The organism is Gilliamella sp. B3801, assembly GCF_026536645.1.
GTDB classification, from domain to species: Bacteria; Pseudomonadota; Gammaproteobacteria; order Enterobacterales; family Orbaceae; genus Gilliamella; species Gilliamella apicola_I.
Map to the genome: position 1 here is coordinate 280,902 of NZ_JAFNNR010000002.1, position 18,337 is coordinate 299,238.

15 protein-coding genes, 1 pseudogene, 1 CRISPR repeat array and 1 riboswitch are annotated in these 18,337 nt (G+C 34.3%); of the genes and pseudogenes, 5 read left to right on the forward strand and 11 right to left on the reverse strand.

From position 1 onward, the window contains the following. The first annotated feature begins 3 nt into the window (after positions 1–3). Complete coding sequence (locus J3U14_RS02680) at positions 4–204, forward strand: YaeP family protein (protein ID WP_267350696.1); 201 nt, start codon at positions 4–6, stop codon at positions 202–204. Here the strand turns inward: J3U14_RS02680 and J3U14_RS02685 are convergent. The 3 genes from J3U14_RS02685 to trmA all read right to left on the reverse strand — a co-directional run bounded on the left by J3U14_RS02685 (position 197) and on the right by trmA (position 3,729). Then, the gene (locus tag J3U14_RS02685) at positions 197–1,594 is read right to left on the reverse strand and encodes a heavy metal sensor histidine kinase (RefSeq protein ID WP_267350694.1); all 1,398 of its coding nucleotides are present in this window, start codon (positions 1,592–1,594) and stop codon (positions 197–199) included. The two genes, J3U14_RS02680 and J3U14_RS02685, sit on opposite strands and share 8 nt — an antisense overlap. Beyond that, the gene (locus J3U14_RS02690) at positions 1,581–2,267 is read right to left on the reverse strand and encodes a heavy metal response regulator transcription factor (protein WP_065559449.1); all 687 of its coding nucleotides are present in this window, start codon (positions 2,265–2,267) and stop codon (positions 1,581–1,583) included. The genes J3U14_RS02685 and J3U14_RS02690 overlap by 14 nt, the downstream gene beginning before the upstream one ends. Before the next feature lie 361 nt (positions 2,268–2,628). After that, positions 2,629–3,729: a tRNA (uridine(54)-C5)-methyltransferase TrmA gene (gene trmA / locus J3U14_RS02695; RefSeq protein ID WP_267350690.1), complete on the reverse strand. Its 1,101-nt coding sequence runs from the start codon at positions 3,727–3,729 to the stop codon at positions 2,629–2,631. 457 nt (positions 3,730–4,186) lie between these two features. Between trmA and srmB the strand changes: the two genes are divergently transcribed. Beyond that, complete coding sequence (gene srmB / locus J3U14_RS02700) at positions 4,187–5,509, forward strand: ATP-dependent RNA helicase SrmB (protein ID WP_267350688.1); 1,323 nt, start codon at positions 4,187–4,189, stop codon at positions 5,507–5,509. 116 nt (positions 5,510–5,625) lie between these two features. Continuing rightward, positions 5,626–6,228 (forward strand): peroxiredoxin C, encoded by a 603-nt coding sequence (locus J3U14_RS02705; protein ID WP_267350686.1) that lies wholly within the window; start codon positions 5,626–5,628, stop codon positions 6,226–6,228. A 320-nt stretch (positions 6,229–6,548) separates the two neighbouring features. On the opposite strand, the gene J3U14_RS02710 is transcribed toward J3U14_RS02705, so the two are convergent. The 8 genes and pseudogenes from J3U14_RS02710 to eco all read right to left on the reverse strand — a co-directional run bounded on the left by J3U14_RS02710 (position 6,549) and on the right by eco (position 14,161). Continuing rightward, positions 6,549–6,863, reverse strand: a complete 315-nt coding sequence (locus tag J3U14_RS02710) for a DMT family transporter (RefSeq protein ID WP_267350685.1) — start codon at positions 6,861–6,863, stop codon at positions 6,549–6,551. Positions 6,864–6,892: 29 nt separating this feature from the next. Continuing rightward, entirely contained in the window at positions 6,893–7,216 is a 324-nt protein-coding gene (locus J3U14_RS02715) for a DMT family transporter (protein ID WP_267350683.1), read from the reverse strand. Between the two features lie 406 nt (positions 7,217–7,622). Continuing rightward, complete coding sequence (gene ribB / locus J3U14_RS02720; protein ID WP_267350682.1) at positions 7,623–8,261, reverse strand: 3,4-dihydroxy-2-butanone-4-phosphate synthase; 639 nt, start codon at positions 8,259–8,261, stop codon at positions 7,623–7,625. Between the two features lie 207 nt (positions 8,262–8,468). Further along, a riboswitch (FMN riboswitch) is annotated at positions 8,469–8,684 on the reverse strand. 108 nt (positions 8,685–8,792) lie between these two features. Then, positions 8,793–9,551: an ABC transporter permease subunit gene (locus J3U14_RS02725; protein WP_411596692.1), complete on the reverse strand. Its 759-nt coding sequence runs from the start codon at positions 9,549–9,551 to the stop codon at positions 8,793–8,795. A gap of 243 nt (positions 9,552–9,794) precedes the next feature. Further along, a pseudogene (gene potH / locus J3U14_RS02730) lies at positions 9,795–10,664 on the reverse strand (putrescine ABC transporter permease PotH); the annotation flags it as partial. Between the two features lie 321 nt (positions 10,665–10,985). Next, a complete protein-coding gene (gene potG, locus J3U14_RS02735) occupies positions 10,986–12,080 on the reverse strand; it encodes a putrescine ABC transporter ATP-binding subunit PotG (protein ID WP_065559507.1) in 1,095 nt (364 codons plus the stop codon). Positions 12,081–12,228: 148 nt separating this feature from the next. Continuing rightward, positions 12,229–13,338, reverse strand: coding sequence for an extracellular solute-binding protein (locus J3U14_RS02740; RefSeq protein ID WP_065559442.1), 1,110 nt, complete (start codon positions 13,336–13,338; stop codon positions 12,229–12,231). A 328-nt stretch (positions 13,339–13,666) separates the two neighbouring features. Beyond that, complete coding sequence (gene eco, locus J3U14_RS02745; RefSeq protein WP_267350676.1) at positions 13,667–14,161, reverse strand: serine protease inhibitor ecotin; 495 nt, start codon at positions 14,159–14,161, stop codon at positions 13,667–13,669. A 104-nt stretch (positions 14,162–14,265) separates the two neighbouring features. On the opposite strand from eco, the gene ydiK reads away from it, so the two are divergent. Both ydiK and pssA read left to right on the forward strand, forming a co-directional pair. Continuing rightward, positions 14,266–15,318 (forward strand): AI-2E family transporter YdiK, encoded by a 1,053-nt coding sequence (gene ydiK / locus J3U14_RS02750; RefSeq protein WP_267350674.1) that lies wholly within the window; start codon positions 14,266–14,268, stop codon positions 15,316–15,318. A gap of 142 nt (positions 15,319–15,460) precedes the next feature. Then, positions 15,461–16,816 carry a CDP-diacylglycerol--serine O-phosphatidyltransferase gene (gene pssA, locus J3U14_RS02755; protein ID WP_267350672.1) on the forward strand — a complete coding sequence of 452 codons (1,356 nt, stop codon included), beginning with the start codon at positions 15,461–15,463 and terminating at the stop codon, positions 16,814–16,816. A 458-nt stretch (positions 16,817–17,274) separates the two neighbouring features. Continuing rightward, positions 17,275–17,547: a CRISPR direct-repeat array (repeat unit 28 nt; unit sequence GGTTTATCCCTGTGTATACAGGGAACAC). The last annotated feature ends 790 nt before the right edge of the window (positions 17,548–18,337 follow it).

Here is an 18,337-nt window from a genome sequence, read left to right on the forward strand (position 1 = left end):
CTAATGAATAAATATTGTGAGCTCATTCGGGAAAAATATGCTCAAATCGGCAGTAATGAATTAGGCTATGTTGAAGATGCTTTAGGAGCCGTTATGTTGGTTTTAAATGAAGTTGCAGCTGATAAACAAGTACCTGCTGAACTTAGAGAGAAAGCTGCTTATGCAGCAGCTAACTTATTAATGAGTGACTATGACATTAAATAGCTGTTGGTAAATTGATAATAAAACGTGTCGATTTATCATCTGATTCTACATAAATTGATCCCTTATGGGTTTCAATAATGGATTTAACAATGGCTAGCCCAATACCTGCGCCGGAACTGTCATTACGATGACGTGATTCATCGACACGATAGAATCGGTCAAAAAGATGTGGTAAATGTTTTTTATCAATTTTTTTGCCCGGATTAGAGATAATAATCTTAACCCGTTTTTCACTCATTTGACTTAACGTGACAGTTATGACCTCGTTATTCGGTGTATAACGAATCGCATTAGACAAAATATTACCAATTGCACGCCCTAACATCATTTTATCACCTTGTATGTGAGAACAGTGACCGTCGAGTTGGAAAGTAATATTTTTTTCATCGGTGAGAGGCTCAAAATAATCACACATCATCATAACCATGTTAGTAAGATCAATGTCAATCAAATTAGGCACAAGCTGGCGATTGTCTGCCTGCGCCAAAAATAACATATCAGAAATCATTTGTGACATTTTTTCATATTCTTCTAAATTAGAATATAAAATTTCACGGTACTCATTTGTCGTACGAGCGTTATTGAGTACAATTTGCGTTTGCGTGGTAAGATTAGTAATTGGTGTACGCATCTCATGTGCAATATCGGCAGTAAAATTATGCTGACGAGTAAAAACATCTTCCATACGATTAAGCATGTTATTAAATGCTCTGACCAAGCTTACATATTTAACCGGTACTGACGAGGTTGGAATACGATAATTTAAATTATTTAAACTAATTCTTTCAATCTTCTTGATTAAGCGATTGATTGGTTTTTGAGTATAGTAAATACTGATGAATGAACCGATTAATGCTAACACACAAGAAATAATAATTAGCAGACCTAATCCGTTTCTTAATCGATTAATAAATTCAAGTTGCACATCACGACGAACGGCAACAATCGTAGTGAATCGTTTACCGTCTTCCCCTATCACCCTTGATGCCGCAATTCGATAAGATGATTTATCTATCGTCTCAATAGAAGTACTGTCATTTTCAATAATCCGTTCTAACTCTTGTGATTTTAGTGCTATCGCTAAGTTGGGGCCTCGAGTGCGATAAACTATTTTCCCCATATCATCAATGATATAAACAAATAAGTGATGATGCCCGGTGAGAATTAGCAATAAATTTTGGATAAATTCATCACGATTATCATTCGGAGAATAATAAGTTAGTTCTCTTTCTATAGAGGTAATAACCGAATTTAATTCGGTCACATTTTGTCTGATTGAAAATTTTTCAAAAGACCGCTCGATCAAATAACTGAAACAATAAAGTAGTCCACATGTTATCAGACAAACAATAATGGGTAACCGAACGGAAATTAATTTACTCTGTTTCATCTAATACATCTATTTTATAACCCATTCCACGCACAGTATGAATAAGTTTAGGTTCGAATCCAGCATCTATTTTGTTACGTAACCGTCTTATGGCTACATCAATCACATTAGTATCGCTATCAAAATTCATATCCCAAACTTGTGAAGCAATTAACGATCGCGGTAACACTTCACCCGGATAACGTAAGAAGTATTCAAGTAATAAAAACTCTTTATTGGTGAGATCGATACGTTTATCTGAACGCGTCACTGTTCGCTTTGGCAAATCCATGACTAAATCAGCAATACTTAATTGATAATTGTTTACTTGCGGCACATTTCGTCTTAATAACGATTTAACTCTCGCTAATAATTCAGCGAATGAAAAAGGCTTCACTAAATAATCATCGGCACCTAAATTTAATCCTTTAACTTTATCTTCAACACTTCCCATTGCTGTCAGCAATATAATTTGGGTGTCTTTACCCGCTTCACGCAATGACTGAACAATTTTCCAACCAACAATATCCGGTAACATTACATCCAGGATAATTAAATCATAATCTTCTGTCATTGCCCGATGATAGCCATCTAAACCATTTTTGGTTAGGTCAACAATAAAGCCTGATTCAATTAATCCTTGACGAAGGTATTCACCTGTTTTCTGTTCATCTTCAACAACTAACAATTTCATTTTAAATATTTCCTTTGCCAAAGTATCAGGTTATCTAACTTACATAATACTGTTCCTATGATATATGAAAAGTTCAAAAACATTCATGATATTTCCATGACTATTTTGTAATCTACTTGTCATTAATCCGTTTGAATGTGTTTGTTATAGTATCCACACAATGATTCATGAGGCTAGACATTATTGTTTCATTGTTTTATTTCCTTTCATCCATTCCTTGCAATTTAATGCAGCCCTAGTTTATCTAGGGTTTTTTTTTGCTTATAAATCACGATAAGCTCGAATTAATCTCTGAAACAATAAATGATTGACTTTAAAATCTCGGCATTCTAACAAAAATAACTGAATCTGAATATCAAATTCAGTTATTTTTATGCAAAACTACGCCTGTTTCGATGTGTTCTGTATAAGGAAACTGATCAAACAGAGCAAAATGTTTAATCGAGTGCGTTTCTGTCAGTTGCTGTAAATTTTCACGCAATGTATGAGGGTTACAAGAAATATAAATAATGGTTTTATAACTTTTTAAATTATTTAATGTTTCTATGTCTAATCCTGCACGAGGAGGATCAACAAGTACCGTATCACACTGATAGTCATCTAAATTAATTCCTTTCAATCGATTAAATTCTCGTTCTTTTCTTATAGCTGACGTAAACTCTTCAGCCGATAATCGAGCAATAATCAGATTATTAATATGATTGACCGCAATATTATGTTGTGCCGAATAGACCGAAGCTTTGGCAATTTCAGTGGCTAATACCTTTCGGAAATTTCGAGCCAACGCAATTGAAAAATTACCATTTCCACAATAAAACTCTAGCAGATCACCGGATAAACCTTGGGTGACCGAAGTAGCCCACTCAAGCATTTTAATATTGACGGCTGCATTAGGCTGCGTAAAACTATTTTCAACTTGGCGATAAATCAAATTGTTACCCATAACCGGTAAAACTTCATCAACATAATCAACATCAATAACAATTTTTTGATTACTTGCTCGACCGATAATATGGCAGTTAACACCTTGTTCGGCTAACTGTTGCTTTAATTTTTCAGCTTCTACCCGCCATTCATCGGATAATTTTTTATGATATAAAAGTGTAATAAGCAGTTCACCACTTAATGTCGAAAAATAATCGATTTGAAAAAGCATATGTCGAAGCAAATAATTAGGTTTTAAAAGTGGAATAATTTTTTGCATAGCATCATTAACAAGTGCTGTTGCAATCGGGAAAGTTTCTACTTTTATTCGCTTTTTTGTATTTTTATCGTACATGATATGATAAAGGTCATCTTTATCATGCCATATTCTAAATTCTGCACGCATACGATAATGACTGATTGGAGACGAATAAACGGTTAAATCAGGTAGTGAAAAATGTGATAAAAGCGCTTTTAAATTCGTGACTTTATTTTCAAGCTGTTGTTGATATTTTTCGTTAGAGAAACATTCTGCCATTTTAATTATCAGATTATTAAAAAGTGGTTATAAAAAATTAGTCAATTTGATTTAATGCTATAGACTAAACAGAGATATAAAAATTGATTTTCGCTTAGTATATCACAATAGATTTTAGCCCCATTATTTTATCTATGTTATCATAAACCACTATCAATGGTAAGCCTGATACCACCCAACGTTAACTTTAAGTCACTTGCCATCAAATTTGCATCATGAAATTCAATTTATGCAGTTGGTCAGAATTGACGTTTCTCTTAATGAATATTACATTCACTTAAATAAGTTATTTTCATTCATTGACATTAATTATCTGGGGATTTACTAAAATTAGCGCATTAAGCTTTCATTTGGTTGAAATGTTGGTATCACCATAGACAATCATTGGTGTGATAATATTGTAGTTATATTGATTGCCGTTATAATGTGTTTTAAATTTCTCGTTATAAAGGTCATTATGACAACGCAAACTTTTTCCGATTTACAAATAGATGATGTATTAATTAACAATCTCGAAGCCCAAAATATTATTACCCCTACTGTAATTCAAGCACAAACGATCCCTGTAGCTTTAGATGGCAAAGATATCTTAGGATCGGCACCAACCGGTACCGGTAAAACACTTGCTTTTTTAATCCCAGCGGTACAACATCTTTTAGACTTTCCGCGTCGAAAACCGGGGCCACCAAGAATTTTAATTTTAACGCCAACGCGTGAGCTTGCAATGCAAATTGCAGAACAGGCAAAAAACTTAACGCAATCAACGCATCTGAGTATTGCGACAATTACTGGTGGTGTCGCTTATATGAATCATGCAGAAGTATTTAGTAAAAACCAAGACATTGTCATTGCCACAACCGGACGACTATTGCAGTATATTAAAGAAGAAAACTTCGACTGCCGAGCGGTGGAAATGTTGATATTAGATGAAGCCGATCGCATGTTAGACATGGGCTTTTCACAAGATGTGGAAACAATTTCTGCCGAAACCCGTTGGCGCAAACAAACCTTACTTTTTTCAGCGACACTGGAAGGTGAAGGTTTATTCAATTTTGCCAGTCGAATTCTCGATCAGCCTGTTGAAATTAATGCGACTCCGTCCCGTAAAGAGCGTAAAAAAATCATCCAATTTTATTATCGTGCTGATGATCTCAATCATAAAGTTGCTTTATTAACCCATCTTCTCAAGCAAGATGAATTTAAAAAAACAATTGTATTTGTTCGAAAACGTGAACGGGTACACGAACTGGTAACTTGGTTACATCAAGCAGGTATAAAAAGTTGTTATTTAGAAGGCGAGATGGTACAAGCAAAACGCAATGAAGCAATAAAAAGAATCAGTAACAACACCGTAAATGTCTTAGTGGCTACTGATGTGGCTGCTCGGGGAATCGATATTGATGATGTTACACACGTCATCAATTTTGATGCGCCAAAAACAGCAGATGTCTATCTACACCGTATTGGTCGTACAGCAAGAGCAGGTAAAAAAGGGACGGCTATCATGTTAGTTGAAGCGCATGACAATGATCTATTACTGAAAATTGAACGCTATATTCAAGAACCCATAAAATTGAGAACGATTGAAGGATTACGTCCTAAAACTAAAGCACCAAAACCGACTAGCAAGAAAAAACCGTCAAATAAATCAAAATTGAAGCGTGGTGCAAAAAAACAGGATGACACAGCAAAGAAAAAAGTTAAAGTCCGTTTACGTGACACCAAAAATAAAGGTAAACCTAAACAAAAATTAAGCGAATCGAATAATTCAAAAGTTTGACATAGTCAGAGCTTATGAAAGCGATTGTTAATAACAACTTGGACAATTTTTATCAGTTGCTATAATACATTCCATCAAGGTTTACAATATTTTTGGTTTTATACAAGGAGAAACACATGACATTAGTCACGCGAAAAGCACCTGATTTTACTTCATCAGCAGTTTTAGGTTCTGGTGAAATTGTAAATAACTTTAATTTAACTCAGCATATTCAAGGTAAATATGCCGTTGTATTCTTTTGGCCAATGGATTTTACTTTTGTTTGTCCATCAGAAATTATTGCTTTCGATCATCGTCTTGAAGAATTCAAAAAACGTGGTGTTGAAGTTATTGGTGTTTCAATGGACTCAGAATATGTTCATAACGCATGGCGAAACACTCCGCAAGATAAAGGTGGAATTGGCGAAGTTAAATTCCCAATTGTTGCCGATATCAAGCACACTATTATGCAAGCTTATGGTGTTGAACATCCTGAAGCAGGTGTAGCGCTTCGTGCATCATTCTTTATTGATAAAAATGGAATTGTTCGTCACGAGACTATCAATGATTTACCTATTGGGCGTAATATTGATGAAATGATCCGTATTGTTGATGCTTTCCAATTCCATGAAGAACACGGTGAAGTTTGCCCTGCACAATGGACTAAAGGTAAACAAGGTATGCAAGGCAATCCTAATGGTGTTGCAAGCTACTTAAAACAACACGCTAACGAACTTTAATATTCTACTCAATACTGAATAACTTATTGAAAAGATTAACTTTCAATTCAAGTTACTTTGTTAAACCGGAGATGTTCTCCGGTTTTTTTTATTCTTAATTGTTTTCTTAATTCCCTTTTTACTTTGAATAAATTCATTCAATAGTTTTGTTTACATTAACTAGAAGATGAAAAGATTGAAATGAATGTCTATTTAGATAAATTCTGTGACTTGAAACGGATCTTTTATCAATAAAAATACTTTATCAAATTGAGTTATCCAGTTGAAAATAGTTTGCGAACGATTAAAAACACTAATGGAAAATAATTTAACACTACGTTTTACATTGTCATATGCAGTCCAACCACGCCAACAATAATAATGACCAATCCCAATAAACGCGGTAAATTTTTAGGTTCATTGAATAAAAACATATTGGCAAATACTGCTCCGGATGTGCCAAGTCCAACCCATACGGGGTAAACAATACTCAGTTCAAGATAATGAAGGGAGAAATAAAAAAGAACAAAAGAAACAAAAAATCCGCCCCAATATAAAACTAATCTTATTATTTTTTTTTGTTCAGCATAGAGCTTCAATCCTATTGCCCCTATCACTTCAAAAAATGATGCTGTTAATATTAAAAGCCATCCCATAATAAAATCCTCAATCTGATCTTTGTCGATTAACTATCTGTACGTTTAAGTTGCACAACGCCAATTATGATTAATGCTACAAAAAAGAGTTGCATCATTTTGATTTCTTTACCAAAAAGCACCATATCAATAATCGTTGCCCCAACGGCACCAACGCCGGAAAATATGGCATAAACAGTGCCTGTTGGAATGGTCTTACAGGCATTAGTTAAAAATGTAAAATCGACAATAATTAATGTGATAATAATCATCCAATGCCAATACTCCGTTGCAACACTAAATCCTAAAATCCAACATAATTCAAAAAAGCAGGTCAATATAACAAATCCCCACTCTTTATTAATGCTAAACATAGCTACCTCGCTGCTATCATTTTACTTATTGCTTGATTTTGCTTTTTCTACCGATGTTTATATCGTTGAAAAATAAGATGGTTCGCAAACATGAAGGTTTGCCACCGAAAGATCAACATGTTAATGCAGAAAAACTACGTGGTTTAAGATTAAACTAACTTAAGTCGCACTAAAACATTTTGATATATCATTACTAGTTTACTTAGCTTATTCTTATTCAATTCTATAATGAAGATACAAAATTGGCAAGGCTAACCCCTGATTATTCGCTATTTCAGTGTTTCATTAAAAAATTGAAGATAAGTTGATTAAAACGGTTTAAACAGATATGAATAAATGTTTAAGCACACAATTACACGTAAATTTACTTCCCTATATAAAAGGAAGTAAACTTCTAACGTAATGATTATAAAGACTGTAAATAGTTTGCTATATCTTCTATTGTCACGACAGGCAATTGATGCTTTTTAGCGAATTCAACCACTTGGGGCGCTCTTGCCATTGAACCATCATCATTCGTTAATTCGCAAATCACAGCGGCAGGTTTCAATCCAGCTAGTTTGACCAAATCAACCGATGCTTCGGTGTGTCCTCGACGAGCAAGTACTCCGCCTTCTTTTGCTACCAGTGGAAAAACATGACCAGGATGATTTAAGTCACTGGGTTTAGCTTCATCGGCTACGGCAGCTTTAATCGTGGTAACGCGATCTGCCGCTGATACGCCAGTTGACACACCCTTTGCCGCTTCAATTGAAATAGTAAAGGCTGTATGATTTTTACTGGTATTATTTGCCACCATCATGGGAAGATTCAATTTTTCACATTGTTCTTTTGGCATACATAAGCAAACGATTCCACTTCCATAACGAATTGTCAGTGCCATTTGTTCTGTCGTTATGGTTTGCGCTGCCCAAATAATATCACCTTCATTTTCCCGATCTTCATCATCTAAAACTAACACGCCTTGCCCTGCTTGAATCGATGCAATCGCTTTTTTGACACGTTCTGATGGGGTTCCAAATTCATTTAAATTAAACTGATTCATGGTAAATACCTAGGTCCTTTTTTAATATATTTATTATTTTTCTAAATTATCTTGGTATTCCAAATTAATACTCATCAATCGTATTTTATGCATTTCCAAGCTAATTTAATCAAAAATAAACTTAATACCAGAATCAGGGCTGTGCTTGACCATAGTGATATTGCTAAAAAGTAAACTATGCAACTAATAGCAAATTAAGAAAAGATAAGCAACTCTCTTTTATCCAGACTTTCACTGTCGGCTTTGGAATTTCACCAAATCTGCTAGACCTTAATACCTATTAATCATCTTCAAATTCACTTCAAATCATTTTGCACAACAATGAAATTGATTTTAGCTATTTGAAATATTGACTGACTAAAATATTAAGCGCTCGTGGGCTATACCACCGGTGGGGACTTGCACCCCGCCCTGAGAATTTTGTTAGTAAACTAACACTCAACACTATAATATAAATCTAGTAAAAAGACACGGATATTTTGAAAGGAAAATATTGCCGCATTGTGCGGCAATATTAAGTTTTAAAAAGATTTAATGCAGGCGAGTTTCACGCAATCGACGACGTTCAGATTTACGCATCCATAACCACGAAATAAATCCAATAATGCCAACAATTAACAAAATGATTGTGGCAAGTGCATTAACTTGAGGATCCACACCTAAGCGAACTTTGGAGAAGATCAGTTTAGGTAATGTCATCGCACCTGGGCCGGTCACAAAATTAGCAATAACCACATCGTCAAGTGATAATGTGAATGCAAGCAACCACCCTGACACTAATGCCGGCGCAATCATTGGTAAAGTAATCACGAAAAAGACTTTTAATGGATTTGCGCCTAAATCTAATGCAGCTTCTTCAATGGATTTATCCAACTCTCGTAACCGTGCGCTAATAACGACGGTGACATAAGCTGTACAAAATGTAGTATGAGCCATCCAAATCGTGATCGCCCCCCGATCTTTTGGCCAACCCAGTACCTGCCCCATTCCAACAAAGAGCAATAGCAAAGCTAAACCCGTTATTACATCAGGCATAACCAAAGGTGCTGTTGTCATAAAAGAAAACAGATTTGACCCACGAAAACGCCTAAAACGGATAATGGCAAAAGCAGCTAAAGTACCAAGTACAATCGCAAATGTTGCTGCACAAGCTGCGATAGTTAAACTTAAACCAACCGCCTTGAGTAAAGTTTGATTATGAATCAATTCAACGTACCATTTGGTTGAAAATTCTGCCCAAACAGTCACCAAACGTGAACTATTAAATGAATAAACAATCAAAATAATCATTGGGATATATAAAAAAGAGAATACCGCCAATAATATAAGCCCTTTTAAACATCGGCAAGCTAACGCTAATGTAATAATTAACGTGACAATCAGACTAAAAACAAAACAGCCCACGTAAACACTGCCATTTGTAATAAGTTCAAATCCCGATGATGAAATTAAAAGCGTTAATATAAATGAACCGATCAACAATGACACAAAGACAATCAAAGCTGAACGTAGGATAATTGGTAAATTGTTCATCTATTTACCTCCCATTTGTCGATTTTGGAATTTGTTGAAATAATAAATCGGCACAATCAATATTAACAACATCACCGATGCAACCGCTGAAGCGGCAGGCCAATCATGATTATTAAAGAATTCTGTCCATAACTGAGTACCTATCATGATTCCTTCTGACGGCCCCAATAATTCAGGAATAACATATTCACCAACGGCAGGAATAAACACTAACATTCCACCTGCAATTACTCCATTTTTTGTCAATGGTACAATGATTTTAAAGAAGGTTTTAATCGGTTTACAGCCTAAATCTAACGACGCTTCAATTAGCGTTGAATCAACTTTGATTAACGATGTATAAATCGGTAAAACGACAAAAGGCAAATAAGAATACACAATTCCTATATACACAGCGAAATAGGTTTTCATAATGATTAACGGCTGTTCGATAACGCCTAACCACATTAAAAAATGATTTAAAAGCCCATTAGGATTTAAAATACCTATCCACGCATAAACACGAATCAAAAAGGATGTCCATGACGGTAAAATAATCAGTAAAAGCAAAATATTTCGCGTTGACGGTTTACATTGCGAAATAGCCCAAGCTAGTGGGTAACCAATCAAAATACATAATAAAGTTGATATAGCCGCAATTTTTAATGATTGCAAATAAGAATCAAAATAGATGGTATCACTCAATAAATTGAGATAATTACCAAAATTTAAGGTTATATTGAGCAATCCATCGTCAAAGCTAAATAAATCCGTATACGGCGGAACAGCGGATGCTATTTCGGAAAAACTGATCCTAAAAACAATTAAAAATGGTAATAAAAACAGTAGCAGCATCCATAAATATGGAATAGCAATGACTGTTAAACGACCATAAAGCGTCATCAAATCTGTATCATCAGGCTGTTTTTTAATTTTCTTAATTGCAAAATAAATAGCAACTAAACCAGCAGGTATAAATAGAATACTGCCAGCAATAATCATTCGATAAGCAAGTCTAGAAGGCTTGTAATTTGCTAAAAACAAACCAAAACATGACATTAAAAAACTTAATACTAATGCAGTAAATAGCGCATCTAAAAATAAGTTATCAAATGCATCTGTGGTGACAAAACGCCAATAAACACAGAGCAAGACAAATGCATTTAATACTACACTCCAAAAAGTGGAACGCATCGTTATATCCTCTTTTGTTTATTCGGTAAGTACCACACAGCTATCAACTTCCCAACTTAGGTTAACTATATCTCCCCAAGTAGGCATTCCTTTTCGATAACGGTGCTCATTTTGTAGTTGTGCAATGATAATTTGCCCACTTGATAACTTAACATGATATATTGATAAATCACCTAAATAGGCAATTTCAACTACTTCACCTGTTGCAACGTTATATCCGTCTTCTGGAATGTCGTCACATAATTTGATTTTTTCCGGTCGAAGCGCAACTTGAATTGGCACACCTTCAACCGCTGGTGAATCATAATCAACTTTTATTGGATGTTTTATCATTGGACAGCTAATAATCAATCCGTCTTCAAGTGTTTCTTGTAAAATGCCATCAAACACATTTACCGATCCAATAAACTCAGCACTATAACGACTGTTTGGATGTTCATAAATTTCTTCAGGCTCACCAATTTGAACAAATTGACCTTTATTCATAATGGCAATACGACCAGCCATGGTCATGGCTTCTTCTTGATCATGGGTAACCATAACACAAGTTGCCCCTACTTGTTCTAAAATACTGACAACTTCAAGTTGCATACGATCACGCAGTTGCTTATCTAACGCTCCCATCGGTTCGTCAAGAAGCAATAATTTTGGACGTTTTGCTAAACTACGTGCTAACGCTACGCGTTGTCTTTGACCACCAGATAATTGATGTGGCTTACGTTTTCCAAATTGTTCCATATGCACAAGCGCAAGCATTTCTTCAACACGGTGTTTGATCTCTTTATTGTCTAATCTATCTTGCTTTAAACCAAAAGCAATATTTTGCTCAACCGTCATGTGAGGAAAGAGAGCATACGATTGAAACATCATATTGATTGGGCGATTATAAGGCGGAACTTGCGACAAATCTTTACCATCTAAAATAATTTGCCCAGATGTTGGTTGTTCAAATCCTGCTAACATTCGTAATAGGGTCGATTTACCACTACCTGAAGCACCAAGCAAAGCAAAAATTTCACCGGTGTAGATAGTGAGATTAATATCATCAACAGCATAATAATCATCATTAAACACTTTGGTTAAATTTTTGATCTCCAATAATGGCGTAACCATCTTTTTTTTAGGCTGAACCTGAATTGTTGTTTTATTATTCACTCTTTTTTCCTCATAACAACAAGCCATAAAAAACGAAACGGAAAGATTAAATCAATCTCTCCGTCTATAATAAATAACACTTAATAATCAATTATTTGTTAAAACTTTATCGACCAGTTTTAAGTTTTGTCCACGTACGAGTAATCACGCGTTCAAGTTTAGGTTCTTTAACTTTTAATGTAAACAATTTTTCCATGACTTCAGGTGATGGATAAACCGCAGGATCGTTTTTAATTTCCGGTTTAACAAAATTGTCATTTGCGACTTTATTGGCACTCGCAAAATTAACATCATTCGTCACTTGTGCAGCGATTTCTGGCTTCATGATAAAGTTTAAAAATTCATGGGCTTCATCAACATTAGCCGCATCTTTTGGAATCGCAAAAGTATCAAAAAAGACTAATGCCCCTTCTTTAGGTATTTGATAACCGATATGGACACCATTTTTAGCCTCATTTGCGCGATCTCGTGCTTGTAAAATATCGCCAGACCAACCTAAAATGACACAAATATCACCATTAGCAAGGTCGGTTATATATTGAGATGAATGAAAATAACGAATATTCGGTCTTACTTTTGCTAAAAGATCATAAGCCGCACCAGTATAATCTTTGGCATCAGTACTATTAGGATCTTTACCTAAATATTGTAACGCACTGGCAAAAATTTCAGTAGGCGCATCTAAAAATGCAACACCACAATCTTTAAGTTTTTCCATGTTTTCAGGTTTAAAGACTAAATCCCAACTATTAACTGGGGCATCTTCACCTAAACGCTCTTTGACTTTATCGATATTATAACCGATACCCGTTGTCATCCAGACATAAGGAATAGCATAAGTATTATCTGGGTCATGGGTCGCCATTAGTTTCATTAAGTTAGGATCAAGATTTTTCCAATTCGGTAATTTACTTTTATCTAATGGAAGATAAATACCTGACTTAATCTGTCTTGCTAAAAAGCTATCAGAAGGTGAAACAACATCAAAGCCGGAATGCCCCGCCATGAGTTTTCCTTCAAGTGCTTCATTAGAGTCATAAACATCATAAACAAGTTTAATACCTGTTGATTTTTCAAAATCATTAATGGTTTCATGACCAATTTGACCTGCCCAATTATAAAAATGTACGACACGATCTTTAGCAATAGCAGATTGAGATAACGCTAGTGTGACACCAGCAAGAATTGAAAGAATTGTTTTACGTTGAGTAAACATGCTCACCACTTCTCCTCTAGTAATAGGGATATTACATGTTAAACACAAGCCCACTGAATCAAAACAATGGACCCCCAAATTTTACCAAAAACCTGTTAAAAAACATAGTCTGGCGAAACCGAGGTAAGCAAGCAAATTATTTATTATTATATTGATAAAAATAAATAGTTAGCTTAGCATTACGTGGCATAAAATACCTTTTTTTTCAAAGAAGTCTACATAAAATGTAAAATAACTTAAGATTTGAGATTGAGTGACGATATTTTGTTCACTCAACCTTTTTTAACGATACTAAAAATAGATAACGCCAATAGCGTCCTTTCCAATTTTATTCAGCTTTAGCTGGTAGAATTTTGGCATCAGGTTGCCAAACACGATACTTTATTTGGAAATCATTTGGTGCATAAATGACAATTGGTAAGCGACTATTATAGTCTAACCAACCCAAATTATGATGTAGAGTAACAAACTGATTTTTATTAGAACCTGTCGGGCAAGCCATCATGGTTGATAGAACACCGTTACCGGCTTCTACAACATAATAAGAATAACCCCAACCTTTTAATTCTTCCTCTTTAACTGTCCCTGCCAAACGTTGAGAATTACAATCAACATTCATTTCTTTGCCAATTAGTAATTCAATACGAGCATTATTCTCATCAGGCAATGCAGGTAGATTTATTGCAAAACGGGTGTAACCAGCTTTCGCTTCAGGATAAGGTGCAATGTCATTCACATTTTGCACTGTTTCTGGCAATTTAGTTTTTTCAGCACAAGCAAATAAAGATACGCCCATTAAGGCTACCAATATTATTTTTTTCATTTTTTTGTCTCCTGTAAAAATAGGTTCATTAATATTGCATGATATGCTTTTTAAATGATAATGCGTATAATAGCATTATATTTACTATTTACTATGGTTATAAAATGCCTAAAGAAAAAAATACTAATGATTTATTAAAATTAATTCTTAATCTGCTATTAATTGGATTATTTATCATCATTACTTATCGGATTGTTGAACCTTTTTTGTTTGGATTCTTCTGGGCGGTCATGGTCGTGATTGCAACTTGGCCACTTATGATTAAAATTCAAAACAAACTTTTCCATAAACGCTGGTTATCTTTGTTGGTTATGGCATTAATTTTAGCCTTTGTTTGTGTCATTCCTTTTCTTCTCATTATTAGTAGTGTAGCACAAAATGGACACTATCTGATTGAATGGGCAAAATCACTATCTCATCACGAGTTACCCACTCTTGATTGGCTAAATAGTATTCCAATGTTTGGTGAGGAATTACATCAAAAATGGTTAGAGCTGATCAAAACCGATGGTTCAGATTTAATGAGCAATGTTCAACCCTATATTGGCACTATGATTAAGTGGTTGATCGAGCAAGTAACTAATTTAGGTATTTTCATTTTCCATGCTGGTGTCATGATTATTTTTAGCCTGTTACTTTTCTTAAAAGGTGAAAGTATTACCAAATATGTTTATGTATTTGCTAATCGACTCTCTAAACAATATGGCGAAACAACCGTCACCTTAGCAGGCCAATCAATTCGTGCAGTCGCATTAGGCGTAGTGGTAACCGCCATTACTTTAGCTTTAATTGGTGGTTTAAGCTTTGTGTTAACGAATATGCCGTTAGCGGGTCTATTAACTCTAGTACTATTTATTTGTTGTGTTGCCCAAATCGGACCAGTTGTCGTCATGCTAGGTTGTATAATTTGGCAATTTTGGAGTGGTCATACGGCTTCAGGTATTATCTTAATTGTCGTCGCAGTAATACTGACTACACTTGATAGCGTTATGCGTGCTTATTTAATCAAAAAAGGCGCTGATTTACCTTTTTTACTTATTCTATTTGGTGTTATTGGTGGATTACTTGGATTTGGTATTATGGGATTATTCATCGGGCCAGTCGTATTAGCCTTAACCTATAAAATTATTCAGACATGGGTTGATGAACAATCTTAAACAATTTATTATCATCCCGAAAATAAGATTTTATAACGTTGTGACTAAATACATTAACAAATGTTGTATAAAAAGGAGAATTATTTTCTGATATAATTCGTATTACTCAACGATATGCGTCAGTTAAAATGATATAGAAATCATGCGAATACCATTTATAAAATATAATCACCAAAAACAGCTTGATGAATTAGCAAAAATTTCTCAACATGCCGATCAATACCGTATTATATATAATCCTACAGACTATCGGCTTGCTTTGCTTGATGCAATTAAACATGCCAAGGAACGCATCTATATTGTTGCGTTATATTTAGAGCAAGATGAAGCAGGAAAAGAATTTCTTAAAGAATTATATAATGTTAAGCAACAAAATCCCAATTTAGATATAAAAATCTTTGTCGATTGGCATAGAGCACAACGCGGTAGGATTGGTGAAGACAAAAGTCAAACTAATGCAAAATATTATTACCAATTAAAACAAGAAAATCCTCAAGTTGATATTCCTATTTATGGTGTGCCTGTTAATCGCCGTGAAGTGCTGGGCGTTCTTCACCTTAAAGGGTTTATTATCGATGATACCGTGATTTATAGCGGTGCAAGTATAAATAACGTCTATTTACATAAGCTGGATAAATATCGCTACGACCGCTACCACTTTATTACCAATAAAGTACTCGCCGATAGTATGGTGAACTATATTAATGACAATTTTTTACCTTTTAGCGGATTACAACGGCTGGATGGTGAAAACCATAAAACCAGAAAACAACTAAAAGCTGAGATTAAAGCCCTTCGTCAACATTTAATGAATGCAAAATATCATTATACGGGCGATGCCGATAATCAATCCCTTTCAGTATCCCCTATTTCAGGTTTAGGCCGTAATAACTCATTAAATAGAACGATACATCACCTAATTAATGTTACTCAGCAAAAAATTATCTTTTGTACCCCTTATTTCAACTTACCTAATATTTTAGTTCGTGACATTATTCGCTTATTGCGCAAAGGTAAACAAGTGGAAATTATAATCGGTGACAAAATCGCCAATGATTTCTATATTCCAGAAGATAAACCTTTCAATATTTCAGGTGGGCTACCTTATTTATATGAAATTAACTTAAGAAAATTTATCGAGCGACTGCAACCTTTTATTGATAAAGAACAACTCATTATTCGATTATGGAAAGATGGCGAACAAACTTATCACCTTAAAGGTATTTGGGTCGATAAAAAATGGGTATTAATTACGGGTAATAATCTTAACCCAAGGGCATGGCGATTAGATCTTGAAAATGGTATTTTAATACATGATCCTAAACAAGAATTGCAAGATCAGTTTGATAAAGAACTTGATACAATCAGAGAAAAAACCACATTGGTGACACATTTTCAACAAATTCAAGCCAGCCAGTTTTACCCACCTCACGTACATAAGTTAATTAAAAGATTAACTCGCATACGTGTTGATCGGATTATAAAACGCTTATTATAAAACGAAAATAAATGATAAGCTGTTAGTAAATCGTCAACTAAAATAAGCTATAGAGAATAAAATTGACTAGTTATTAAAGATAGTAACAACTGTTCTTAGTCAAATTTCATCTCTATAGCTTTAAAAATTTAACGAAATAATATTTATTAAGGGCTATTTTTTTGCAAACTTAAAACCGTTCAGCATTTCAAGCACTAATTGCAAAAATATCAATCGCTCTAAGCACAATGCGTCTAAACGGCTGTTATCTTAGTATTTTTAGAAGCATAGCAATTATACAAAGAATATTGCTTGATTTTTCAATAATTAAACAATAACACAATGGTTCATCACAGTATCTACAGGCTGACCATTAATATAAAAAAACCGTAACCGACAACATCACCAAGTCCAATCCAAGCAATACCAGCTCTAACAGTTAATGCTAGTCTATCTTGTATAACTTATTTTCGTAAAATGGTTTATCCCTGTGTATACGGGGAACACCTCATATGAGACAACGGGGTATTCGCTGAGTTCGGTTTATCCCTGTGTATACAGGGAACACTATCGGTTTTATATTTTTTTGACGCTTGGAGCGCGGTTTATCCCTGTGTATACAGGGAACACCTAGTGTCCAGAATTACAGAATAAACAACTGTCGGTTTATCCCTGTGTATACAGGGAACACCAAATTAGCTTCGTCTGCAACCATTTGACAAATGGTTTATCCCTGTGTATACAGGGAACACTAATTATAACCTATTGTTTATTAATTAAAATAGCAAAGTGTAAAATTCCACCAACTTTTTTGTTGTTTTTTTAGGCGATCTGCTTTGTTAGCTATCTAAAATAGAATTAAATATTTATCATATAGTTAGTTACTTTCCAAATGCTATTTTAGGCATTTCATCTTTTTACAACTTTCTTGCGTACCAGCCTATTTTTGCCTACAGCCTGACTTGTCTTGTTTCATTAATTGGTCATGACTAATTGCCATGTATCATCTTCCTTTTGTGCCCTCGCCTTATTTTTACCTAACTAATGGGCTATCGCATTAATTCACTTAGCAAATCTAAGCGATAAATAATCAGTTAGTGTTTAAAAGTATGTTCAATAATTTTACGGATGAAGAGGTTGTACTTTAGCAACTAAATACACAGGTGCTATATTTTCAATCGTTTAAAAATTAACAATTGATGATTAAACCGAATATAAAGAAATTATACCTATATTCAAAGAGCCAAAAATAAATTCATTATTCTAACTTTGATCGGCTATTGCTTGTGCAACACCATTTGATTAATGATTTATAATTAGAATTTGTTTGTTGAGATTAAAAAAATAACGGGTAATTATTTCCAATAAATTGCGTATTTATTTCTAAAAAAGAAAAAAAAGCTTGTCGCCTGTCAAAAAATAATCTATCCTAAAAAAATGGTTTTATATAAAAATGTAAAATAAAACCATAAAATGCAAAATGTTAGCTTTAAATCGTCAGTTTAAGCTTATGCATTACGGATTTGGTATATAAGGGATAGA